This is a genomic window from Micromonospora sp. NPDC000207, from assembly GCF_040300925.1.
In the GTDB taxonomy this organism is placed as follows: Bacteria; Actinomycetota; Actinomycetes; order Mycobacteriales; family Micromonosporaceae; genus Micromonospora.
In genome coordinates, this window is the sequence record NZ_JBEPEQ010000098.1 from 1 (window position 1) to 21881 (window position 21881).

The following is a 21881-nucleotide window of genomic DNA, read 5'->3' on the forward strand; positions in this document are numbered from 1 at the left end:
GCGCGCCGTCGCCGCCTCCGTGCAGGCCGCCATCACCGCCACCACCGCGGCGTACGGTTGCCCGTCGGCGGTGGGGCCCGGTCCGACCGAGGTGACCGGCTCCTCCAGGGTCACCGGGAGGTCCCGGGCCAGGTGGGCGACGAGGGAACGCAGCCCGGCGGGAGCGGCCCACCGGAGGGGACCGGGCACGGCCCGGCGGCCGTCCGGGCCGTACGCGAGGAAGGTGTCGGTCCATCTCCGGACGAGTCCGGCGGCCTGCCACCTGTCGACCACGTCGGCGAAGTCGGGGTCGTCGACGGTGAAGTACGCGGCCCCGAGGTCCACTGGTCGGCCGTCGAACCGGCGGCTGGCCATCCGGCCGCCGGGGACCCGGGCCCGGTCGCGGACCCGCACCCCGATCCCGGCCCGGACCAGTTCCCGGGCGCAGGCCACCCCGGCGATCCCGGCGCCGACCACCAGTACGTCCGCAGTCACCTGATCATCGTAGGCCGCAGGTGGCGGCCCTCGCCCGTCAAGCGCAGGAGGTGACGGGGCGGACGACCGACGGTGATCGCGGAGCCGGATCGCGTCGGTGTTGGTGTCGGATCCGGTTCTCTCGGAACCGTCCGAGGTCTTCACACGACGGCAACCTGCCCGTAGTTTTGACAGAATCGCGTGGGAGCGCTTCCAGGGGCAAACGTCGATACCTGTGATCGAGGAGCAGTGATGAGGAGAACTTCAGGTCTGGCCACGGCGGTCGCCGTGGCCGGTGCCGTCGCGGTGGCCGCGACCATCGGGGCGGGCGTACTGACCCAGCCCGCGTCGGCCGCCGCCGACTCCGTCTTCTACGTCGACCCGAACGCCAGCGCGGCGACCTGGGTCGCGCAGAACCCCAACGACCCCCGGGCGGCGGTGATCCGGGACCGGATCGCGAACGTGCCCCAGGCCCGGTGGTACACCACCACCAACACCGCCACAGTCAGGTCGGAGGTCTCCGCCTTCGTCGGCGCGGCCGCCGCCGCCGGGAAGCGGCCGATCCTCGTCGTCTACAACATCCCGAACCGCGACTGCAGCGGGCCGAGCGGCGGGGGCGCCCCCAGCCACACCGCCTACCGATCGTGGGTCGATCAGGTCGCCGCCGGCCTCGGCGGTCGCCCGGCCACCATCGTCCTGGAGCCCGACGTCCTGCCCCTGATGACCAGCTGCCAGAACGCCACGCAGCAGGCCGAGACCCGGGCCTCGATGGCGTACGCCGGAAAGGCGCTCAAGGCCGGATCCTCCCAGGCGAAGGTCTACTTCGACGCGGGCCACTCGGCCTGGCTCTCCCCCACCGAGGCCGCCTCCCGGCTCAACGGCGCCGACATCGCCAACAGCGGCGACGGCATCTCGGTGAACGTGTCGAACTACCGGACCACCTCCGAGGCGGCCAACTGGGCCAGGCAGGTGATCCAGGCGACCGGGGTGTCCCGGTTGAAGGCGGTGATCGACACCAGCCGTAACGGCAACGGACCGGCAGGTTCCGAGTGGTGCGACCCGCCCGGCCGGGCGATCGGCACCCCGAGCACCACGAACACCGGCGACTCGGCCATCGACGCGCTGATCTGGGTGAAGCTGCCCGGCGAGGCGGACGGCTGCATCGCCGGGGCCGGCCAGTTCGTACCCCAGCGGGCGTACGACCTGGCGATCGCCGCCGGTCCGGTCACCACCCCACCGACCACCCCGCCGGTGACCACCGCGCCTCCGACCACCCCGCCGGTCACCACCCCACCGGCCGGTGGGTGTGGGGTGACGTGGACCCCGAACAGCTGGACCGGGGGGTTCACCGCCGAACTGCGCATCACCAACAGGGGCCCTGCCGTCAACGGGTGGACGCTCACCTTCGACGTCGCCTCCGGGGTCCAACTCAGCACCGGCTGGAACGGTGAGTGGAGCCAGTCCGGCAACCGGATCACGGTCCGCAACATCGCCTGGAACGGCAACCTGGGCACCGGGGCCAGCACCTCGGTCGGTTTCCAGGGCACCCACTCCGGGTCTACGGTCCCCACGCCGACCGCCTTCACCCTGAACGGTTCGGCCTGCTCCTGAGCCGACCGGGTGCTCCCCGTCGGCGTACGACGGGGAGCACCCACCGGCACCGGCCCAGGAACCTCCCCAGACGCAGCTGAGGCGTCCCTGGCCAAGGCACACGGCCGGGGCACGGCTCAGGTACCCCGGCCGAGACGCGACTCAGGCGCCCTGGCCCTGGTTCTGCATCAGCCCGCCGTCCATGAAGTAGGTCGACCCGGTGACGTAGTCCGCGTCGTCGCTGGCCAGGAAGACGGCCAACCTCCCGATCTCCTCCGGCTCGGCGGCCCGCTTCCACGGGATGCTCTGCACCTGCTCGTCGAGGTACCCCGGATCGTCGATGGCCTGCTGGTTGAAGGGCGTCAGCACCATCCCCGGGCCGATGTTGTTGACGTTCATCCGCATCGGGGCGACCTCGAGGGCCAGGGTCTTCGCGAACTCCAGCAGCGCGCCCTTACTGGTGTCGTAGTCCGACCCCCCGGAGCGGGCCACCTCCTGGTGGATCGAGGTGATGTTGATGATTTTGCCTCGTCCGCCCTGGTCACGCCGGTGCCTGACGAACCGCCGCGAGCAGAAGAACGCCCCGTACACGTTGGTACGGATGGCCCGGTCCCAGGTCGCGGTGTCCAGGTCGGCGACCTGGACACCCGAGGCGTCCACCCCGGCGTCGTTCATCAGAATGTCCAGGACCCCGAACTCGGCCAACGCCGAGTCGAACATCGCCTCGACGTCGGACTCGTCGCTGATGTCGCCCTGCACCACCACGGCCCGCTGTCCGGCCGCCTCCACCTCGTGCCGGGTGTGCTCCGCGCCGTCGCGGTCGTGCAGGTAGTGCACGACGACGTCGGCTCCCTCCCGGCCGAACTCGATGGCGGTCGCCTGTCCGATCCCGGAGTCCGAGCCGGTGATCAGGGCGGTCCTTCCGGTCAACCGTCCGGTCATGCGCCTGCTCCCTTCCTCGGTCCCGCACCCGTCGGCACGGGCTGTCGCTGTGCGTCGGTGAGCTGCCCGGCGGCGTTGATCAGCCCGATGTGGGAGAACGCCTGCGGGAAGTTGCCCACCTGTTCGCCGTCGCCGGGGTCGATCTGCTCGGCGAGCAGCCCCAGATCGTTGGTACGGCCCGCCACCTGCTCGAACAGCCGGGTGGCCCGCTCGGTCTCCCCCGCCGACGCCAGGCAGCCCACCAGCCAGAACGAACAGATCAGGAACCCCGCCGGATCGCCCTCCCACCGGCGGACCAACCCGTCGTGGCCCAGTCGGCGCTGGATCGCGTCCATCGTGGATCTGAACCGCGCATCGGTGGCGGGCAGGAAACCCACCAGCGGCATGATCAGCACCGAGGCGTCCAGTTCGGCGGAGTCGAAGGCCCCGGTGAACGCCCCCACCCGCTCGTCGAATCCACGCCGCAGCACCGTCTCCCGGACCTCGTCACGGGCGGCGGCCCACCGGGCCACCTCGGCGGCGTCGCCGATCCTGGACCCGAACCGGACGGCCCGGTCCAACGCCGTCCAGCACTGCACCTTCGAGGAGACGTAGTGCCGGTCGGCGTCGCGCGCCTCCCACATCCCGGCGTCCGGCTCCCGCCACACTCGGGCGGCCTGGTCGGCCAGGGCCCGCAGCAGGTGCCGCACCTCGTCGTCCATCGGGTCCAGGTAGTGGCGCATCAGCCAGGCCGCGTCCAGCACCTCACCGAGTACGTCGTTCTGCCGCTGCCGCCAGGCGTCGTTTCCCACCAGCACGGGTCGGCTGTCGGCGTACCCACGGAGGTGGTCCAGGGCGTGCTCGGTCAGGTCCCGCTCGCCCTCGACGCCGTACATGATGGGCACCGGTTCGTCGCCGATGAGCCCCATCGCCCGGGACACCCAGGCGAACTGCCTGTTCGCCTCGTCCGGGCAGGCCGCTCGCCACAGGGCCTGAAGCGTGAGGCTGAAGTCGCGTACCCAGACGAACCGGTAGTCGTAGTTGCGGTCCCCGCCGACCTGTTCGGGAAGCGAGGTGGTGGGGGCCGCGACGACGGCCCCGCTGGGCGCGTACGTCATGCCCTGGACGACCATCGCGCTGCGTCGTACCTGGTCCCGGTAGAGGCCCTGGTAGTCGTGCAGGTCCGCCCAGGAGCGCCACCCGGCGCTCGCGTCGGCCAGCACCGCGTCGGCGTCGGGCGTGGGCGGGACGTCACCGGAGTAGGTCGGGGCGTATCCGAGGGTGAACCGGCGGACCTCACCAGCGCGGACAGTGAACGCGGCGGTGGCCGTCCCGTCGTCGCAGTGCAGGTCGGCTTCGCCCCGCAGCCGCAGCCGGGCCGCACCGGCGGTGGCCTCCACGGTGTCACCCCGTCCCACCAGGTACGCGGTGACCCGGCCGTACTCGAACCGGGGGCGGTAGTCCATCCGCATCGGCACCTCACCGTGCAGACCTTCGACCACCCGGGCCAGGACGCCCGGCGAACGCCGCCCGATGTCGTGCCCCCGTGCGTCGGGGTCCAGGGCGAGCGCGTCGGTCACCGCCACCGCGCCCCCGTCGGTGTGGAACACGGTACGCAGCACCAGGGTGTCGTCCAGGTAGGACCGTTCGCTGTGGTGACCGTCGGCGGGGTGGATGGACCAGTGCCCACCGGCGTCGTCGTCGAGGAGCCGGCCGAAGACCGACGGCCCGTCGAACCGTTCCGGGCACCACCAGTTCACCGAGCCGCCCCGGTCGACGAGGGCCGCGCTCCGTCCGTCGGCAAGGAATCCGTGTTCGCTGATCAGTCCGCTTCGCACGGGGCTGCCTACCCGGCGTCGGCGAGAAGCATTCCGACCCGACCCGGGCCGATCCCGGCCCCGCCCCCGGGTTACCTCTCCCGGCTGTCCGGGAAGGCCGCCGGTGACGAAGGAGGTGCACATGTCCAGTCCCTCGACACCAGCGGCCTGGCAACCCGGCATGCCGGGCGGCTCCACCCTGACCTCCGGTCCGGCCGGTGCAGTCACCGCCCCGAGCAGCAACGGCGACGGGCCGCAGCTCGGACCGGCCGCCGTGACGATCGGGTCGTACCCGGACTATCCGTCCGCCCAACGGGTGGTCGACTTCCTGGCGGACAACCGGTTCCCGGTGGAGCAGACAGCCATCGTGGGCACGAACCTCACACTGGTGGAGACGGTCCTCGGCCGACTGACCACCGCCCGGTCGGCGGTGCTCGGTGCGGGCACTGGTGCCTGGTTCGGTCTGTTCATCGGGTTGCTGTTCGGGATCTTCACGGTCGGCAACTGGGTGACGGTGATCCTGGCCGGGCTGGTGATCGGCGCGATCTGGGGTGCCGTCTTCGGTGCGATAGCGCACGCCATGTCCGGTGGGCAGCGGGACTTCACCTCGACGAGTTCGTTGCGGGCCGGGCAGTACGCGGTCACCGTCGACGCGCAGGTGGCCGACCAGGCCCGTCAGCTGATGGGCAGGTTGCAGCCGGCCGGTACGCCGGGGCGCTGACCCACCACAGGTCGTCGTGGGGACCGGGACACCCCGGACCCCACGGCGACTTTTTCAGCTTCTGAAGACTGACGTCGGTCAGCTGGTTGAGAGCCAACCCACCCGGCTGCTGGACCAGTTGTCAAAATTTGAATTAGTGCTACTGTCGACAGCGTGACCGAGAGCCTCAGCACCGATCGGACGACCGCCTGGCGGGCGTACATCGAAGCCAGCCAGCGGCTGTTCACGCAGGTGGAGGAGGACCTGCGGGCGACCAGTGGGCTCAGCTTCGCCGACTACCACGTCCTGGTCCTGCTCTCCGAGGCTCCCGGGCAGCGCCTGCGGATGGGCGAGCTGGCGGACCGGCTGGTCTTCTCGCCCAGTCGGCTCACCTACCAGGTCTCCACCATGCAGCGGCGCGGCCTGGTGGCCCGCCAGTCGTGCCCGGACGACCGACGGGGCAGCGAGGCGGTGCTCACCGCCGCCGGGCTGCTCACCCTCCGGGAGGCCGCACCGCACCACCTGACCTCGGTCCGCCACCACCTGATCGACGATCTCGACGACGCCGAGATCGCCTGCCTCACCCGGGTCTTCACCCGACTCGGCACCCGCCTGCGCGCCGTCCGCGACGCGTCGACCACCGCACCCCAGGAGTGATCACGATGCCCGCTGTCACAGTCGACGACGTCCTCGTCCTGCCCCGACTGCCGAAGCCCGCCGAGTCCACCGCCTACCGTCCGGTGCGCCGCCTGGTCACCGCCCCCAGCGGGTACGAGGGCGAGGGCTTCCCGGTCCGCCGGGCCTTCGCCGGGGTCCCGATGCAGGAGCTGGACCCGTTCATCCACCTCGACCAGATGGGCGAGGTGAACTACGCCCCCGGCGAGCCGAAGGGCACCTCCTGGCATCCCCACCGGGGCTTCGAGACGGTCACCTACATGATCGACGGGATCATGGACCACCAGGACTCGACCGGCGGGGGCGGGACCATCACCAACGGCGACACCCAGTGGATGACTGCGGGTAGCGGCCTGCTGCACATCGAGTCACCGCCGGAGCACCTGGTGACGAGTGGCGGTCTCTTCCACGGCCTGCAACTGTGGGTGAACCTCCCCCGGGTGGCGAAGATGAGCCAACCGAAGTACCAGGACATCAGGGGCGCGGAGTCGGCACTGCTCACCACGCCCGACGGTGGGGCGCTGATCCGGGTGATCGCCGGTGAGGTCGCCGGACACCGGGGTCCGGGGTCGACCCACACCCCGATCACCATCACGCACGTCACCCTCCAGCCCGGAGCCGAGCTGAGCCTGCCGTGGCGGCCCGACTTCAACGCCCTGGTGTACGTGCTGGGCGGACGGGGCACCGTCGGCACCGACCGGCGACCGGTACGCACCGGACAGCTCGCCGTCCACGGACCCGGGGACGCGATCCGGGTCGACGCCGATCCGGAGCAGGACGCCGACACCCCGGCGTTGGACCTCTACATCATGGGGGGACAGCCGATCCGGGAGCCGGTGGCACACTACGGGCCGTTCGTGATGAACACCCGCGAGGAGCTGGTCCAGGCGGTCGAGGACTTCCAGGCCGGCCGCCTCGGGGTGATCCCGACCGAACGACTGCCGCACACCGACGGCGCAAGCCGCCGACCCTGACGTCGGGGCGTGTCGGGCACCCGGGAAGGATCCGGGTGCCCGACACGCCCGTCAGGACACGACGAATATGCCCGCCACTCCGAGTACGACCATGAGCAGCACCGCCACCAGGGCACCCCGTTCGCCCTCCACCGTCGGCTCGTGGTGGTCGGTCAGGTTCGTCGGCTCGGAAGACATCCTGGGGCCTCCTCGGTTGTCGTCAGCTCGGTGTCGTGCGTACACCCTTATTGACCTGGTCCGAAACGACGGGACTCGACGTGCGGGACCAGGACGGGGGTCCTACCGTGAGGACGGTTCGTCGACCTCGAAAGGCTGGAACGTGCCGACGCAGGACTGGTTCCTCACCGCTACCGAACGCGCCAACCCGGCATCAGAGTTACCCGTCTGGAGCACCGGAAACCTTGCCGAGCCGCTGATTCACGGCGCTACCTACTTTGACCGGCTGGTCAGCGAGGTGAACTCGCTGGAGGCCGGCGACCACCTGTTCTTCACCGACTGGCGAGGCGACCCGGACCAGCTCATGGCCCCGGAGGGCCCCACCGTCACGCAGCTGTTCGCCCAGGCGGCACAGCGGGGTGTGGTGGTGAAGGGGCTCGTGTGGCGGTCCCACCACCACGCCCTGTCGTTCAGTCACCGACAGAACCGCAACATCAGCGAGGCGATCTCGGCGGCCGGTGGCGAGGTGCTGCTCGACCAGCGGGTCCGCCGGGGCGGGTCACACCACCAGAAGCTGGTGGTGCTGCGCCGCCTGAACGACCCGGAACGGGACGTCGCGTTCGCCGGGGGGATCGACCTCTGCCACAGCCGGCGTGACGACGCCGACCACCGGGGCGATCCGCAGGTGGTCCCGATGTCCCCCCAGTACGGCGACCGTCCGCCCTGGCACGACGTGCAGGTGGCGTTGCGGGGGCCGGTGGTGGGGGCGCTCGACTCGACGTTCCGCGAGCGGTGGGGTGACCCGAACCCGCTCGACGCCGAGAACCCGCTGGCCTACCTGTACGACCGCCTGCGTGGGGTCGACCAGTCCGCCGGCCCGCTGCCCGAGCAGCCCGCCGACCCGCCGCCGTGCGGCCCGCACCGGGTCCAGGTGCTGCGGACCTATCCGGCGGTCCGACCCCGCTACAACTTCGCCCCGCGCGGGGAGCGAACCATCGCCCGGGGTTACACCAAGGCGCTGTGCCGGGCTCGACGGCTCATCTACGTGGAGGACCAGTACCTGTGGTCCACGGAGGTGGCCGACCTGTTCGCCGAGGCGTTGCGGAACAACCCGGAACTGCACCTGGTGGCGGTGGTCCCCCGATACCCGGACGTGGACGGCCGGTTGGCGTTGCCGCCGAACGTGGTGGGCCGGGAGCAGGCGTTGGCGCTGTGCGAGAAGGCGGCCCCGGACCGGGTGCACGTCTTCGACGTGGAGAACCACGACAGCGACCCGGTCTACGTGCACGCCAAGCTGTGCGTGATCGACGACGTCTGGGCGAGCGTGGGCAGTGACAACCTCAACCGCCGGTCCTGGACCCACGACAGCGAGCTGGCCTGCGCCGTCCTTGACGACACCCGCGACGAGCGGGAGCCCCGCGACCCGGCCGGGCTCGGCGACGGTGCCCGGACCTACGCCCGTGACCTGCGGTTGCGGTTGTGGCGCGAACACCTGGACCGGGATCCGGACGGCGGCCAGGACGAGGACCTGATCGATCCGGAGGACGCCGTCCGGGCCATCGACGCCGCCGCCGAGGCGTTGCAGGAGTGGCACGACTCCGGTCGGGTGGGTCCGCGACCGCCGGGGCGGTTGCGTCCGCACCGACCGCAGCGGTTGCCCTGGTTCACCCGGTTGTGGGCGCTTCCGGCGTACCGCCTCGTGTACGACCCGGACGGGCGTCCGATGCGGGCGCGGCGGGCGAAGAGTTGGTGATCTACGACGCATCCGCAACTTTTGGGCGTTTCGTCGTCGAAAGTCACCTAAGTGCATCGTCCTTTCGGCTAGATTTTGGCGAGCCGATCAGGCTAAGGTAGCCCTCGAACGGACATCTGAAGCTATACCAATGCGTCACGTCTTTGTCATCCGCGGACGAGGTGCAGGGAGGACCACCATGACCGCGCCAACCATCACCGAGCAGGCGACACCCGCCCCCTCGGCGACCACCGAGAAGCTCGACCCACGGGCACTCACCGACAGCGCCAGCGACATCCTCAACGCGATGGCCGCCCTCCCGGCGGGCCACCCCTCCCGGGCGGCCATGCGGGACCGGGCGATCGAGGCGTGGCTGCCGCTGGCCAACCACCTCGCCCACCGCTACAGCGGGCGTGGGGAGCCGACCGACGACCTGGCGCAGACCGCCGCCGTCGGCCTGATCAAGGCGATCGACAAGTTCGACCCGACCCGGGGCGTCGACTTCGCCGGGTACGCGATCCCCACCATCATCGGTGAGCTCAAGCGGCACTTCCGGGACCGCACCTGGGACATCCGGGTCCCCCGTCGCCTGCAGGAGCTGCGGCTGGCGATCTCCGACGCCAACAGCTCGCTGTTGCAGACCCTCGGCCGGTCGCCGACGGTCGCCGACATCGCCGCCCACCTCAAGCTCACCGAGGAAGAGGTCCTGGAGGGCCTGGAGGGTGCCCGCGCGTACAACGCGGTGTCGCTGTCCACCCCGACCGGTGACGGAGAGCGGGCCACCGAGCTGGGCGACATGCTCGGCGGCGAGGACGGCGAGTTCGAGCTGGCGGAGCTGCGGGTCGCGCTCGGGCCGGCGCTGGCCACCCTCGACGAGCGTGAGCAGAAGATCCTCACCCTGCGGTTCTACGGCAACCTCACCCAGTCGCAGATCGCCGACCAGATCGGCGTCTCGCAGATGCACGTCTCCCGGCTGCTCGCCCGGGCGCTGACCAAGCTTCGCGGTCAGCTCGACGGCACCTACTAGGCACCACCGCGCGGGGTCTCCCCGCTGCGGGCAGCGGTTCGACGGCGGGCCGGGTCAACGATGACCCGGCCCGCCGTCTGCCGTCGTCCGGGGGGTCAGGCCGGATCGCGCCACATCGGGTACAGGCTCGGACCCTCCGGGAGGTCGAGGGTGCCTGCGGTACGACGGAACCCGTGCCGGGCGTACAGGGAGATGCTGCGCGGCGTACTGGCCTCCAGGTAGGCGGGGGTGCCCTCGGCGTCGAGTAGACGCAGGTGGTGCTCCAGCAGCGCCCGCCCGACCCCGGTGCCCTGGTGGTCCGGGTGCACGGCGATGAACGGCAGGTAGCTGTGCGGGCGGGTCGGGTGGTCGGCGGACATCAGGTCGTCGAGGACCGCGAAGCGCTTGGTGTGTTCCGGGCCGATCGCCGCCTCCAGCCGCAGGGCCAGCCCGTCGTCGTCCTCGGCGGGGCCGTGCCCGTCGACGGGCAGCCAGAGCGCGGCCCCGACGGTGTCCCCGGCCACGTGCAGGGCCCCGCCGTCGAGGACGGCCTCCAGGAAGGGTCGGAAGAACGCCGGGTGCAGCCGCGCCCGCTCGGCCGGGTCGGGAAAGATCCACCGGCTGACCGGGTCGGGCATGAAGGCCACCGCCAGGAGCCGACCGGCCTCGTCGAGGTCGGCGGGGGTGGCGGCGCGTACCACGGGGTTGGACATCGTCTGCTGCTCCAAACGGCGGGAGGGGAGACCCGAGCGGGTCGACCGGGGTCGGTCGTCGGACGGCCCCGGTCGGACGGCCCCGGTCGGTCGGCGTTCGTCGGGTCGGCGATCAGCGTCGACCGGCGTAGGCGTCGGGTCGCTCGGGCAGGGTGTGCGGGGTCGGGTCGGGCAGCCGGTCCTCGGTCGCCGCCCGGCCGATGCCCGCGTACACCTCGGGCCGTCGGGACCGCAGCACCGCGCCCCAGACCAGCCCGGCCACTGCGGCCAGCGCCACGATCGCCGGCAGCAGCCAGCGCAGCGCGGCCGGGGTCTGCGGGGTGAGCAGGGCGTCGAAGTTCACCACGAGGACCCCCAGGACGACCAGGAGTGCCACCGTGGCCAGCAACGGCGCGACGAGGCGCTGCCACGCGTTCTCCGGACCGCCGGAACGCCGCTGGAAGAAGCCGACCACCGCTGCGGAGGTGAGGGTCATCAGCAGCACCACGCCGACCGCCGAGACCCCGCTGAACCAGGTGAACAGGTCGATGATCGGGTCCCGCCCGGCCCAGGCGAAGGCCAGGACGACCAGGACGGCGAGCAGGCTCTGGGTCACCGAGCCCGCCACCGGTGCCCCGGTACGCCGACCCGCCCGGCCCAGGACGACCGGCAGGACCCGCTCCCGCCCGAGGGCGAACAGGTACCGGGAGACGCCGTTGTGGAACGACAGCAGGGCGGCCAGCACCGAGGTGATGAACAGGAGGTTGGCGAGGTCGGCCACGGTCGGGCCGGCGTGCTCGGCGAGGGCACCGAAGATGATGCCGGGACCGGCCTCCTGGGAGGCGGCCTGGGCGTTCTGCGGGCCGGTGGAGACGGTCAGTGCCCATGCCGAGAAGGCGTAGAACAGACCGGTGAAGGCGACGGTGACGTACGTGGCCCGGGCCACAGTCCGGCGGGGGTCACGCACCTCCTCGCTGTAGATCGCACCGGACTCGAAGCCGGTGAACGAGGCGATCCCCAGCGCCAGGACCGCCCCGAGGCCGGCGGCGAAGAGGTTCCCCGGGGCCAGCCCGTCCAGGGTGATGGTGCCCCCGGCCGGGTTACCGAGGGCTACCAGGTCGAAGATCGCGACGGCGATGCACTCCAGGACCAGCAGGATGGCCAGTACGGTGGCGTTGAGGTCGACCTGGAGCAGCCCGAGGAGGCCGACGAGCGCCCAGGCTCCCAGTGCCCAGAGCCACCACTGCGCCTCGATCGAGAACTTGCTCGACATGAAGTCGCCGAAGATCGCGCCGAAGAGCCCGTAGAGCCCGATCTGGATCGCGTTGTACGCGGCGAGCGCGACGAACGAGCCCGCCACGCCGGTGCCCCGACCGAGCCCGTTGGCGATGTACGAGTAGAACGCCCCGGCATTCGCCACGTGCCTGCTCATTGCCGCGTAGCCGACGGCGAAAAGGCCGAGAACGACGGCGAGCAGGACGTAGGAAAGGGCTGCGCCGACGTTTCCACTGACGGCGTACATGGTGGTGACACCACCACCGAGAACCGTCAACGGGGCGGAGGCCGCGACGGTGAAGAAGACTAGGTGAGCCGTTCCCAGTCGGCCTCTGCGAAGGCCACCACGAAACGGATACTCATCGGCAGACATGGTTCTGCTCCAACTTGACAAGGGGTGGTCCACGGACTGGAACCATCGAAGAGTAGGACTTGATCGGATCTCCCACAAGACGTGTGGACAAGGCGGCCCATCCGGGCCCTCTCACCGAGATATTCGTACATTGGCCGCATTTCATCTCGCGTTCGTCACTCTAGATCAACATGGTTGAACGATGAGTGATCTTGTCGTACGATGCGGGTCGGCCGCTGCACCCCCATGCCCATTCCCGGAAGGCTGAGGATGACGAATGCAAATTACGGCTCACCCGTAATGCGCCTGGCCGATGAACTCTTCCTTGTCGGGCACGACGACTTCACCGGAAAACCGCTGTCGGCGGGGAGGATCTTCGATACCGCTCTCGCCGGCGCCGCCCTCGCCGAACTCCTTCTCGACGGTCGCCTCGGAGTGGACAACGGGACCGTCTTCGCACTCGACGGCCAACCCCGCAACGAGGCCCTCACCGACCTGCTCCTCAGCGAGATCATCCGACGTGGTGACGGCCATTCGGCCCGACTGTGGCTGGCGTTCGTCCGGGACGAGATGCAGATCCGGGAGCGGGTGGGCAACCGCCTGGCCAGCGCGGGCTGGGTCCGCCGGGTGGAGAGCCGAGGGCTGACCCTGCGTACCTCGGTGCGCTGGCCGGGGGTCAACCCGAACCAGGTGGCAGCGCCCCGGGTCCGACTCGGGGCGAGCCTGCAACAGACCCAGCGCCCCCTGGACACCACCACTGCCACCCTGGCCGCGCTGATCCGGGCGGGGAACCTGGTGGGGGTGCTGACCCTCGTCGACAGGTCGGTGGCCGACCGGATCGTCACCGCCCGGCAGAGCCTGCCGGGCTCCCTGCAACAGCTCCTCGCCGCCGTCGACGCCGCCGCAGCCGGCACCGCCGTGCAGGTCCGCCGGTAACGGCGGTCGGGCGGCGGTGCCGGGCCGGGAAGCCGGCCCGGCACCGTCTAGTCGGCGACGATGTCCCCGATCACGACGGTGATGTTGTCCGGCCCGCCGGCCCGCAGGGCCAGGTCGATCAGACGCCGGGCACACTCGTCCCGGTCGGGGTGGGCGGCGAGGGTCTCGGCGAGGGTCTCGGCGGTGACCACATTCGACAGGCCGTCGCTGCACAGCAGCCAGCGGTCCCCGGCCCAGGGCACCATCGTCGCGTAGGTCGGGGTGACCTCGTCGCCCTGCAACGCCTGGGTGACCACGGCCCGACGGGGATGACTGCTCGCCTCCTCCGGTCGGATCAGCCCCTGGTCGACGAGCATCTGGACGAAGGTGTCGTCGCGGGTGATCTGCTTGAGCACCCCCTCCCGCAGCAGATAGGCCCGGGAGTCACCGACGTGGGCCAGGGCCAGGCAACTGCCGGTCCGGGCGAGGAGCAGGGCGGTGAGGGTGGTGCCCATGCCCCGCCGGTCGGTGTCTTCGGCGACCGCCTGACGGATCCGCTCGGTGGCCAGGTCGATCCCGCTCTGCAGGGCGGCGACCAGGCCGCCCTCGGGTGTCTCCACGTCCAACGGGCCGACCGCGTCGATGGCGATTCCACTCGCGAGGTCCCCGGCGGCCATCCCACCCATGCCGTCCGCGACGGCGATGAGCCAGGTGCCGGCGTGGTGGGCGTCCTGGTTGCCGCTGCGGATCAGCCCGCGGTCGCTCGCCCCCACGGTACGCAGCTTCAGGGTCATGGGAGGAAGCCTGCCAGGCGAAGGGCGCAGTTGTCTCTAGGAGATCACGGTGACGTGGCGTGGCGCGGTGAATCTCACTGTCGGCGATCTGGGCACACCGCACCGACCGGGCATTATCCAATTTCGTCGATTGACACGGCGGTCACCTGCTGGAAACATCGGGTCGACATCTGGGAGCGCTCCCAGGTCTCAGCTCCCCACCACGCCGTATCCCACCCCCGGAAGGAACCCACGTGACGCCATCCCGACGCCGTCGGCGTCGCCTCACAATCCTGGCCACGGTGACCACCCTGGCCCTGACCGGCACCACCGTCCCGGCCTTCGCCGACCCACCCGCAGAAGCCCCGGAACAGGTCCGCAACGGCGACTTCAGCGACGGGGTGAGCCCCTGGTTCTCCTTCGGCACCGGCCCCCTCGCCGTGACCGACGGGCAGCTCTGCACCACCGTCGCCGGCGGACTGGCCAACCCGTGGGACGCCGGGATCGGCCAGGACGCCGTCCCCCTCGTCGCCGGTGCCGAGTACACCCTCGGATTCGACGTCTCGGCCACTCCCGGGACGGCGCTCAGGGCGGTCCTCCAGCTGGGTGCCGCGCCCTACACCGCGTACGCCACTGTCGACGCCACGGCGACCGGCACCCGTACCCGGGTGGAGCAGACCTTCACCGTCACCGAGGGCAACGACGCCGCCCAGCTCATCTTCCAGATCGGCGGCGCGGCCCAGGCCCAGACCGTCTGCCTGGACGACGTCTCCCTGCGCGGCGGCGACCCGCCGGAGCCGTACGTCCCGGACACCGGCCCGAGGGTCCGGGTCAACCAGGTCGGATACCTGCCCGGCGGACCCAAGAACGCCACAGTCGTCACCGAGGCCACCGACCCGCTCGCCTGGCAGCTGCGGTCGACCACCGGTGCCGTGCTGGCCGACGGGGTGAGCACCCCGCGCGGCGTGGACGAGGCCTCCGGGCAGAACGTGCACAGCGTCGACTTCTCCACCTACCGCACGGCGGGCACCGGGCTGACCCTGGTCGCCGACGGCGAGACCAGCCACCCGTTCGACATCTCCGACTCGGTCTACGCGCAACTCCGCTCCGACGCGGTGCAGTTCTTCTACGCCCAGCGCAGCGGGATCGCCATCGACGGCGACCTGATCGGCGAGGAGTACGCCCGCCGCGCCGGTCACCTGGACGTCGCCCCCAACCGGGGTGACACCGACGTGCCGTGCCAGCCCGGGGTCTGCGACTACCGACTGGACGTCCGGGGCGGTTGGTACGACGCCGGTGACCACGGCAAGTACGTCGTCAACGGCGGCCTGGCCACCTACCAGCTGCTGAACACCTTCGAGCGGACCAAGACCGCGCCGACCGCCGACGGCGGGGCGGCGTTGGGCGACAGCACGCTGCGGGTGCCCGAGCGGGACAACGGGGTGCCTGACATCCTCGACGAGGCCCGCTGGGAACTGGAGTTCCTGCTGCGCATGCAGGTGCCGGCCGGCAAGCCGCTGGCCGGGATGGCCCACCACAAGATCCACGACCGGAACTGGACCGGCCTGCCGTTGGACCCCGCCGACGACCCGGAGCTGCGTGAGCTGCACCCGCCGTCGACAGCCGCCACCCTCAACCTGGCCGCCGTGGCGGCCCAGTGCGCCAGGCTGTTCGCCCCGTACGACAGGGCGTTCGCCACCCGGTGCGGCACGGCGGCGAAGACCGCGTACGCGGCGGCCAAGGCCAATCCGGCCCGGCTCGCCAGCCCGACCGACGGCAACGGCGGAGGGGCGTACGACGACACGGTGGTCACCGACGAGTTCTACTGGGCGGCGGCCGAGCTGTACCTGACCACCGGGGAGAAGGCGTACCTGACCGACCTGACCGCCTCGCCGCACCACACCGGGGACGTCTTCGACGTACGCGGGTTCAGCTGGCAGGGGGTGGCCGCACTGGGTCGACTCGACCTGGCCACCGTGCCGAGCGGACTACCGGCCGCCGACCGGGACCGGATCCGGGCCTCGGTGACCGCCGCCGCCGACACCTACCTGACCGAGATCGCCGACCAGGCGTACGGGCTGCCGATGCCCGGTGACCCGGGCAGCTACTTCTGGGGCGGCAACGGCAACATCATCAACAACGCCGTCGTCATGGCCACCGCCTTCGACCTCAGCGGGGACGTGCGCTACCGCGACGGGGCCGTGCAGACGATGGACTACCTCCTCGGCCGCAACGCCCTGAACATCTCGTACGTGACCGGGTGGGGCGAGCACCACGCGAAGAACCAGCACAGCCGGATCTTCGGCAACCAGCTCAACCCGCAGATGCCGAACCCGCCCGCCGGTTCCCTGGCGGGTGGGGCGAACGCCGCCCTCCAGGACCCGTTCGTCGCCTCCCTGCTTCCCGGCTGCAAGCCGCAGTTCTGCTTCGTCGACGACATCGCCTCGTACTCGACGAACGAGGTGGCGATCAACTGGAACTCGGCGTTGACCTGGATCGCCTCCTTCCTGGCCGACCAGGGCGGTGCCCCCGCCCCGACGCCGTCCACCTGCCGGGCCGAGTACGTCGACTACGGCACCTGGTCCGGCGGCAGCGGGTTCACCGCCCAGGTGACCATCCGCAACACCGGCAGCACCCCGGTGAACGGTTGGACCACCCGGTTCGCGTTCACCGGCGACCAGAAGCTGCGTGAGGCGTGGTTGGCCAGGGCCGAGCAGAAGGGCGCGACGGTGACCGCGAAGAACGAGTCGTACAACGCCCGGATCGCCCCCGGCGGCACCGTGACCTTCGGGTTCAACGCCCTCACCGGCGGTGGTGCCAACCCGGCACCGGGCCTGATCACCCTCAACGGGTCCCCCTGCTCCTGACCGACGCCACCCCGGTGCCGTCCGCCGTGACCGTGGCGGGCGGCACCGGGTGGGTCGGCTCAGAGCTCTCGGACCACCCGGGCCGGGCTTCCCACCGCCACCACGTTCGCCGGGACGTCCCGGGTCACCACAGCGCCTGCGCCGATGACGCTGTCGTCCCCGATCGTGACGCCGGGGCAGACGATCACACCGCCGCCGAGCCACACGTTGTCGCCGAGGGTGATCGGGCTGGCCGCCTCGATCTTGTCCCGACGCGGCTGGGGTTCGAGCGGGTGCCAGGCGGTCAACAACTGCACGTTGGGCCCGACCTGACAGTCGGCACCGATCCGGATGGGGGCGACGTCCAGGGCGGTGAGGTTGGCGTTGACGAACGTCCGGTCCCCGATGTGCAGGTGCGCGCCGTAGTCGACGAAGAACGGCGGTTTGACGGACACGTCGGCCCCGACGGTGCCGAGCAGGTCGACGAGGATCTCCTGGGCCTTCTCCGGCCCCTCCTCGGCCCACGCCCGGTGGTAGGCGTAGGCCAGCCGGACGGCCCGCTGCCCGAGCCGGGCCATCTCCGGATCGTCGGCGACGTACCGGTCACCGGCGAGCATCCGCTCCCAGTTGCTCCGGGGGTCGCCTGCGAAGTAGTCCGTCACCATGCCGGGAATCGTACGATCCGAGCCGCCCCGTCACGCCCCGGTGCGCAGTTTCGGCAGGACCTCAGCGCCGAAGGTGTCGATGAAGGACAGCTGTTCCTGGCCCACGTGGTGCAGGGCGATCTGGTCGAAGCCCAGCTCCACGTACTGCTCCAGCCACCCGACGTGCCGGCCGAGGTCGGAGCTGATGTTCACCACCTCGGCGAGCCGGTACATCGGGATCTCCTCGGACACCACGTCGAAGTGCGTCGGGGTGGCCAGGTCCCAGCAGATCGGCGGGGCGAACACGTTGCTGCGCCACTGGTCGTACGCCAGCGCCTCCGCGTCGCGCTGGTCCGGCGCCCAGCTCAGGTGCACCTGGAGGTGCAGTGGCCCCCGCCCCCCGGCGTCCCGGTAGGCGTCGATCATCTGACGGAGGTGGTCCACCGGGGCGTTCACGGTGATCAGCCCGTCGGCCCACTCGGCGCACCACCTGGCGGTCTCCACGCTCACCGCCGCGCCGATCAGGGCGGGTGGCTCCTCCGGCCGGGTCCACAGCTTCGCCCGGTCCACCCGGACCAGGCCGTCGTGGCTGACCTCCTCACCGGCCAGCAGCGCCCGGATCACCTCGACGCACTCGCGCAGCCGGGCGTTCCGCAGCTCCTTACGGGGCCACACCTCCCCGGTGATGTGCTCGTTGGCGTTCTCCCCGCTGCCGAGCGCGGCCCAGAACCGGCCCGGGTACATCGCCCCGAGGGTGCCGATCGCCTGCGCGACGATCGCCGGGTGGTAGCGCTGCCCCGGGGCGTTGACCACGCCGTACGACAGGTTGGTGGCCTGGAGCGCGGCGCCCAGCCACGACCAGGCGAAGCCGGACTGCCCCTGACGTTCGCTCCAGGGCGCGAAGTGATCCGACGACATGGCGGCGTCGAAACCGGCCCGCTCGGCGTGGATCACCGCCTCCAGCAGGGCGCGGGGGTGGATCTGCTCGTGGGACGCGTGGAATCCGAACACCGTCATGGCGGCGTCCATACCCAACCCGCCCGACGGTCACGCATGGACCCGAGGGGACCTCACGAACCGACGACGACCGATCCGGCGACGGGTCACTCGGCGTGCGCGCCCGCACCGGCGCCCGCCCTCCCCTCCCCCACCCAGACGGTCTTGGTGTTGCAGAACTCCCGCATGCCCAGGGCGGACAGCTCGCGGCCGTAACCGGAGTTGCGTACCCCGCCGAAGGGCAGTTCCGGAAAGGACGTGGTCATCCCGTTGACGAAGACGTTCCCGGCGTCCAGGTCGGTGGCGAACCGTTCCTGCTCGGCCGGGTCGGTGGTCCATGCGTTGGAGCCGAGGCCGAAGGCGGTCCCGTTGGCCACCTCGATCGCCTCCTCGTACGACGACACCCGGTACAGCCCGGCGACCGGCCCGAACACCTCCTCGCTCCACATCCGCATCCGGGGGGTCAGGTCGGTCACCACCGTCGGGGGGTAGAACCAGCCCGGCCCGGTCGGCTTCTGCCCGCCGCAGAGCACCGTCGCCCCCTGGTCGACGGCGTCGCGTACCTGCTCGTGGATCTCGTCGCGGCCCCGCTCGCTGGCGAGCGGCCCGACGTCGGTGCCCTCGTCCATCGGGTCGCCGACCCGCAGCGCCGACATCCGGTCGGTGAACTCCCTGGCGAAGGCGTCGAAGACGTCGGTGTGCACGATGAACCGCTTCGCCGCTATGCAGGACTGGCCGTTGTTCTGGCACCTGGCGGTGGTGGCCACCTCGGCGGCGGTCGCCACGTCGGCCGAGGGCATCACCACGAACGGATCGCTGCCGCCCAGCTCCAGCACCGTCTTCTTCAGTTCCCGGCCGGCGATCTGGGCGATGGACCGGCCGGCGGCCTCACTGCCGGTGAGGGTGGCCGCCCGGACCCGGGAGTCGCTCAGGATCCGCTCGACGGCGTCCGAACCGACCAGGAGGGTGACGAACGCGCCCTCGGGGAAACCGGCCCGACGGAACAGCTCCTCCAGCAGCAGGGCGGTCTGCGGCACGTTCGAGGCGTGTTTGAGCAGGCCGGTGTTGCCCGCCATCAGGGCCGGCGCGGCGAACCGCATGACCTGCCAGAGGGGGAAGTTCCACGGCATCACCGCCAGGACCGGGCCGATCGGCTGGTAGCGGACGAACGCCCGCTTCGCCCCCACCGACCGGGCGTCGGCGGGCTCGTCGGCGAGCATCCGGGCGGCGTGCGCGGCGTAGAACCGGGCGGCGGTGGCACACTTGGTGACCTCGGCCTTGGCCGCCGCGTACGTCTTGCCCATCTCGGTGGTCATCAGCCGGGCGATCTCGTCGCGGTCGGCCTCCATCCGGTCGGCGGCGGCGGTGAGCCACCGGCCCCGCTGGGCCGACGACGTGCCCTGCAACTGCCGGAAGGCCAGGTCGGCCCGGTCGATGGCGGCGTCGATCTGCTCCTCGGACATCGGGTCGTACGTCTTGAGCACCTTGCCGGTGGCGGGGTTGACGGTGGCGATGGGCATCTCGTACTCCTGTCACTCGAAGAGCGAGTGTCGCCTACCCGGCTCCTCCCGGCGTCGGGCGGCACGGCGGCGTTGGATGACTACCAGGTCGATCACGGCCACCACGGCGAGGACGACGCACGCCACCCCCAGCAGCACCAGGTCGGCGCGGAACGCCAACACGGCGAAGACGGTCATGGTGACCAGACCGAAACCGGCGAGCGCCAGTCGCAGGTTCAACGCGCTGTTCGCGTGCCCGACCGTGCCTCGGGCGCGCCGGGGTTGCGATTGCATCATCCCGTCCAGCTACCCCGGATCCGCCCGGTTAACCGGGGGTGGGCCGCCGGTGCCGCACCGGTGTGCAGATCCGAGGGGCCGGGCGGCTCTGGCGCGAACCACCACCGGACGCATAAAGTTACCGCGACGTAGCTCTCCGACGCCGGGCGAGGGAACGATGTCTCGACGCTGGGTCACCGCCCTGCTCTGCCTGCTGGCCGTGGTCGCGATCGCCTGCGAGGAGGGCGGCGAGGCCGGTCCCCGCCCGTCCGACGGTCCGCCGCCCCGGGGGGACTCCCCCCGCTCCATCGCCGCCCTCGGCGACTCGATCACCACCGGTTTCGGCTCCTGTGTGGTGCTCACCTCGTGCGAGCGCAACTCCTGGTCGACCGGGGACGGGCTCCGGGTGGACAGCGTCTACCAGCGGCTTCTCGACCAGGATTCGGGGATCCGGGGCAGGGCCGCCAACCACGCCGACCCGGGTGCCAGGGCGTCCGCCCTGGCCGGGCAGGCCCAGGCTGCGGTCCGGGGCAAGGCCGACTACGTCACGGTCCTGATCGGCGCCAACGACGCCTGTCGGCGGACCGTCGACGAGATGACGCCGGTGTCGACCTTCCGCGAGCAGGTGGACCGGGGGCTGCGGGTGGTCAAGGAGGGCCGTCCCAAGGCCCGGGTGCTGGTGGCCAGCATCCCGGACCTCAACCGGCTCTGGGAGATCGGGCACGAGGACTCCCGAGCGGTACGCGCCTGGCGGACCGGCATCTGCCCGGCCCTGCTGGCAGCGCCGACCTCCACCGCCGAGGCGGACGTGGCCCGGCGGGCGACCTTCGGCAAGCGGATCGACGCGTACAACTCCCAGCTGGCCGCCGCCTGTCGGGCCTACGGCTCCCGGTGCCGTTACGACGGCGGGGCCGTGCACCGGGTCCGGTTCACCGCCGACGAGGTCAACCGACTGGACTGGTTCCACCCCAGCGCGGCCGGCCAGGACCGGCTGGCCGAGGTGACCTGGCGGGCGTCGCGCCTCGCCACCTGACCGACCGGCCCGCGACGGCGCTCACCCCGTGCGGGGTCGGGGGACGCCACCGACTCCGGGCTGCCGGTAGAGCGCCCGGGAGCGGATGGCCAGGTCCTTCGTGGCGGAGGAGTTCGCCCAGGTGCCGAGGACGATCGCGGCACCGGGGATGACCTTGGCGAAGACCCGCTTCGCGGCGCGGACCCCGGCCATCCGGGCGAGCTGGACGCCCAACCGGACCATCACCCGGCCCAGGGGGCTCTGGGTCGGGCCGCCGAACAGCGCCCCGGCCCGTTCCCGTCCGGCCGCCACCCCGAGGGCCACCCGGGCCGTCTGGGCGGCCTTGTGCACCTTCTGCAACACGAGCAGGTCGGTGGCGCGGTCCGGGTGTTCCGGGTCGACCTCGTACGCCGCCGCGATGTGCAGCACCATCCGGGCCTGGGTCCAGGCCAACACCCCGACGTCGATGACGGCACCGGGCAGCCCGGCCGCCCCGGAGACCGCCCCGGAGAGCCGGGCCCGGTTGACGAACCGACGGACCGCCATGTCGGCCAGGGCGTCGGCGGGCACCCCGGGC

At 71.3% G+C, this 21881-nt stretch carries 21 protein-coding genes; 9 read left to right on the top strand and 12 right to left on the bottom strand.

All coding sequences use genetic code 11. The features are described from left to right. Positions 1-474, bottom strand: a 474-nt coding sequence (locus tag ABT336_RS21405; protein WP_350898402.1) for an NAD(P)-binding protein, incomplete at its 3' end; no start/stop codon positions are given. Between the two features lie 231 nt (positions 475-705). Between ABT336_RS21405 and ABT336_RS21410 the strand changes: the two genes are divergently transcribed. Then, a complete protein-coding gene (locus ABT336_RS21410) occupies positions 706-2064 on the top strand; it encodes a glycoside hydrolase family 6 protein (protein WP_350898403.1) in 1359 nt (452 codons plus the stop codon). Between the two features lie 141 nt (positions 2065-2205). Here ABT336_RS21410 and ABT336_RS21415 read toward each other — a convergent pair whose 3' ends face one another. Beyond that, on the bottom strand, positions 2206-2985 hold the full coding sequence (locus ABT336_RS21415) for an SDR family oxidoreductase (RefSeq protein WP_350898404.1): 780 nt from the start codon (positions 2983-2985) through the stop codon (positions 2206-2208). Continuing rightward, entirely contained in the window at positions 2982-4802 is a 1821-nt protein-coding gene (locus ABT336_RS21420; RefSeq protein ID WP_350898405.1) for a glycoside hydrolase family 15 protein, read from the bottom strand. Before ABT336_RS21420 ends, ABT336_RS21415 begins: the two co-directional genes overlap by 4 nt. 121 nt (positions 4803-4923) lie before the next feature. On the opposite strand from ABT336_RS21420, the gene ABT336_RS21425 reads away from it, so the two are divergent. The 3 genes from ABT336_RS21425 (at position 4924) to ABT336_RS21435 (ending at position 7130) form a co-directional block, all read left to right on the top strand. Beyond that, entirely contained in the window at positions 4924-5502 is a 579-nt protein-coding gene (locus ABT336_RS21425; RefSeq protein ID WP_350898406.1) for a general stress protein, read from the top strand. Positions 5503-5655: 153 nt separating this feature from the next. Next, the gene (locus tag ABT336_RS21430) at positions 5656-6138 is read left to right on the top strand and encodes a MarR family winged helix-turn-helix transcriptional regulator (RefSeq protein ID WP_350898407.1); all 483 of its coding nucleotides are present in this window, start codon (positions 5656-5658) and stop codon (positions 6136-6138) included. A 5-nt stretch (positions 6139-6143) separates the two neighbouring features. Continuing rightward, entirely contained in the window at positions 6144-7130 is a 987-nt protein-coding gene (locus ABT336_RS21435; protein WP_350898408.1) for a pirin family protein, read from the top strand. Positions 7131-7181: 51 nt separating this feature from the next. On the opposite strand, the gene ABT336_RS21440 is transcribed toward ABT336_RS21435, so the two are convergent. Beyond that, a complete protein-coding gene (locus ABT336_RS21440) occupies positions 7182-7307 on the bottom strand; it encodes a hypothetical protein (RefSeq protein ID WP_350898409.1) in 126 nt (41 codons plus the stop codon). A gap of 142 nt (positions 7308-7449) precedes the next feature. Between ABT336_RS21440 and ABT336_RS21445 the strand changes: the two genes are divergently transcribed. Beyond that, the gene (locus ABT336_RS21445) at positions 7450-9039 is read left to right on the top strand and encodes a phospholipase D family protein (RefSeq protein ID WP_350898410.1); all 1590 of its coding nucleotides are present in this window, start codon (positions 7450-7452) and stop codon (positions 9037-9039) included. A gap of 178 nt (positions 9040-9217) precedes the next feature. After that, entirely contained in the window at positions 9218-10045 is an 828-nt protein-coding gene (locus tag ABT336_RS21450) for a SigB/SigF/SigG family RNA polymerase sigma factor (protein ID WP_350898411.1), read from the top strand. Between the two features lie 95 nt (positions 10046-10140). Here the strand turns inward: ABT336_RS21450 and ABT336_RS21455 are convergent, their stop codons facing one another. Together ABT336_RS21455 and ABT336_RS21460 are read right to left on the bottom strand one after the other, a co-directional pair. Beyond that, entirely contained in the window at positions 10141-10737 is a 597-nt protein-coding gene (locus ABT336_RS21455; protein WP_350898412.1) for a GNAT family N-acetyltransferase, read from the bottom strand. 112 nt (positions 10738-10849) lie between these two features. Beyond that, the gene (locus tag ABT336_RS21460) at positions 10850-12364 is read right to left on the bottom strand and encodes an APC family permease (RefSeq protein ID WP_350898413.1); all 1515 of its coding nucleotides are present in this window, start codon (positions 12362-12364) and stop codon (positions 10850-10852) included. A 279-nt stretch (positions 12365-12643) separates the two neighbouring features. On the opposite strand from ABT336_RS21460, the gene ABT336_RS21465 reads away from it, so the two are divergent. Beyond that, on the top strand, positions 12644-13279 hold the full coding sequence (locus tag ABT336_RS21465; protein ID WP_350898414.1) for a GOLPH3/VPS74 family protein: 636 nt from the start codon (positions 12644-12646) through the stop codon (positions 13277-13279). Between the two features lie 47 nt (positions 13280-13326). Here the strand turns inward: ABT336_RS21465 and ABT336_RS21470 are convergent, their stop codons facing one another. Continuing rightward, on the bottom strand, positions 13327-14052 hold the full coding sequence (locus ABT336_RS21470; protein WP_350898415.1) for a PP2C family protein-serine/threonine phosphatase: 726 nt from the start codon (positions 14050-14052) through the stop codon (positions 13327-13329). Positions 14053-14285: 233 nt separating this feature from the next. Between ABT336_RS21470 and ABT336_RS21475 the strand changes: the two genes are divergently transcribed. Then, complete coding sequence (locus ABT336_RS21475; protein ID WP_350898416.1) at positions 14286-16898, top strand: glycoside hydrolase family 9 protein; 2613 nt, start codon at positions 14286-14288, stop codon at positions 16896-16898. Positions 16899-16957: 59 nt separating this feature from the next. Here ABT336_RS21475 and ABT336_RS21480 read toward each other — a convergent pair whose 3' ends face one another. From ABT336_RS21480 to ABT336_RS21495, 4 genes are all read right to left on the bottom strand, one after another. Next, the gene (locus ABT336_RS21480) at positions 16958-17542 is read right to left on the bottom strand and encodes a sugar O-acetyltransferase (RefSeq protein ID WP_350898417.1); all 585 of its coding nucleotides are present in this window, start codon (positions 17540-17542) and stop codon (positions 16958-16960) included. Positions 17543-17572: 30 nt separating this feature from the next. Beyond that, positions 17573-18538 carry a TIGR03885 family FMN-dependent LLM class oxidoreductase gene (locus ABT336_RS21485; RefSeq protein ID WP_350898418.1) on the bottom strand — a complete coding sequence of 322 codons (966 nt, stop codon included), beginning with the start codon at positions 18536-18538 and terminating at the stop codon, positions 17573-17575. An 86-nt stretch (positions 18539-18624) separates the two neighbouring features. Beyond that, complete coding sequence (locus tag ABT336_RS21490; protein WP_350898419.1) at positions 18625-20037, bottom strand: NADP-dependent succinic semialdehyde dehydrogenase; 1413 nt, start codon at positions 20035-20037, stop codon at positions 18625-18627. A 12-nt stretch (positions 20038-20049) separates the two neighbouring features. Next, entirely contained in the window at positions 20050-20313 is a 264-nt protein-coding gene (locus ABT336_RS21495; RefSeq protein ID WP_350898420.1) for a DUF6343 family protein, read from the bottom strand. Positions 20314-20470: 157 nt separating this feature from the next. Between ABT336_RS21495 and ABT336_RS21500 the strand changes: the two genes are divergently transcribed. After that, positions 20471-21325 (top strand): GDSL-type esterase/lipase family protein, encoded by an 855-nt coding sequence (locus ABT336_RS21500; RefSeq protein ID WP_350898421.1) that lies wholly within the window; start codon positions 20471-20473, stop codon positions 21323-21325. Between the two features lie 21 nt (positions 21326-21346). Here the strand turns inward: ABT336_RS21500 and ABT336_RS21505 are convergent. Beyond that, positions 21347-21881: EcsC family protein (locus ABT336_RS21505; protein WP_350898422.1), on the bottom strand; the 535-nt coding region annotated here is incomplete at its 5' end.

Excerpts from the sequence above, each read along its gene's own strand:
- ABT336_RS21410 (WP_350898403.1), top strand. The coding sequence starts at position 706 with ATGAGGAGAACTTCAGGTCTGGCCACGGCGGTCGCCGTGGCCGGTGCC.
- ABT336_RS21415 (WP_350898404.1), bottom strand. The coding sequence starts at position 2,985 with ATGACCGGACGGTTGACCGGAAGGACCGCCCTGATCACCGGCTCGGAC.
- ABT336_RS21425 (WP_350898406.1), top strand. The coding sequence starts at position 4,924 with ATGTCCAGTCCCTCGACACCAGCGGCCTGGCAACCCGGCATGCCGGGC.
- ABT336_RS21435 (WP_350898408.1), top strand. The coding sequence starts at position 6,144 with ATGCCCGCTGTCACAGTCGACGACGTCCTCGTCCTGCCCCGACTGCCG.
- ABT336_RS21440 (WP_350898409.1), bottom strand. The coding sequence starts at position 7,307 with ATGTCTTCCGAGCCGACGAACCTGACCGACCACCACGAGCCGACGGTG.
- ABT336_RS21450 (WP_350898411.1), top strand. The coding sequence starts at position 9,218 with ATGACCGCGCCAACCATCACCGAGCAGGCGACACCCGCCCCCTCGGCG.
- ABT336_RS21455 (WP_350898412.1), bottom strand. The coding sequence starts at position 10,737 with ATGTCCAACCCCGTGGTACGCGCCGCCACCCCCGCCGACCTCGACGAG.
- ABT336_RS21460 (WP_350898413.1), bottom strand. The coding sequence starts at position 12,364 with ATGTCTGCCGATGAGTATCCGTTTCGTGGTGGCCTTCGCAGAGGCCGA.
- ABT336_RS21465 (WP_350898414.1), top strand. The coding sequence starts at position 12,644 with ATGCGCCTGGCCGATGAACTCTTCCTTGTCGGGCACGACGACTTCACC.
- ABT336_RS21470 (WP_350898415.1), bottom strand. The coding sequence starts at position 14,052 with ATGACCCTGAAGCTGCGTACCGTGGGGGCGAGCGACCGCGGGCTGATC.
- ABT336_RS21480 (WP_350898417.1), bottom strand. The coding sequence starts at position 17,542 with ATGGTGACGGACTACTTCGCAGGCGACCCCCGGAGCAACTGGGAGCGG.
- ABT336_RS21485 (WP_350898418.1), bottom strand. The coding sequence starts at position 18,538 with ATGACGGTGTTCGGATTCCACGCGTCCCACGAGCAGATCCACCCCCGC.
- ABT336_RS21490 (WP_350898419.1), bottom strand. The coding sequence starts at position 20,037 with ATGCCCATCGCCACCGTCAACCCCGCCACCGGCAAGGTGCTCAAGACG.
- ABT336_RS21495 (WP_350898420.1), bottom strand. The coding sequence starts at position 20,313 with ATGATGCAATCGCAACCCCGGCGCGCCCGAGGCACGGTCGGGCACGCG.
- ABT336_RS21500 (WP_350898421.1), top strand. The coding sequence starts at position 20,471 with ATGTCTCGACGCTGGGTCACCGCCCTGCTCTGCCTGCTGGCCGTGGTC.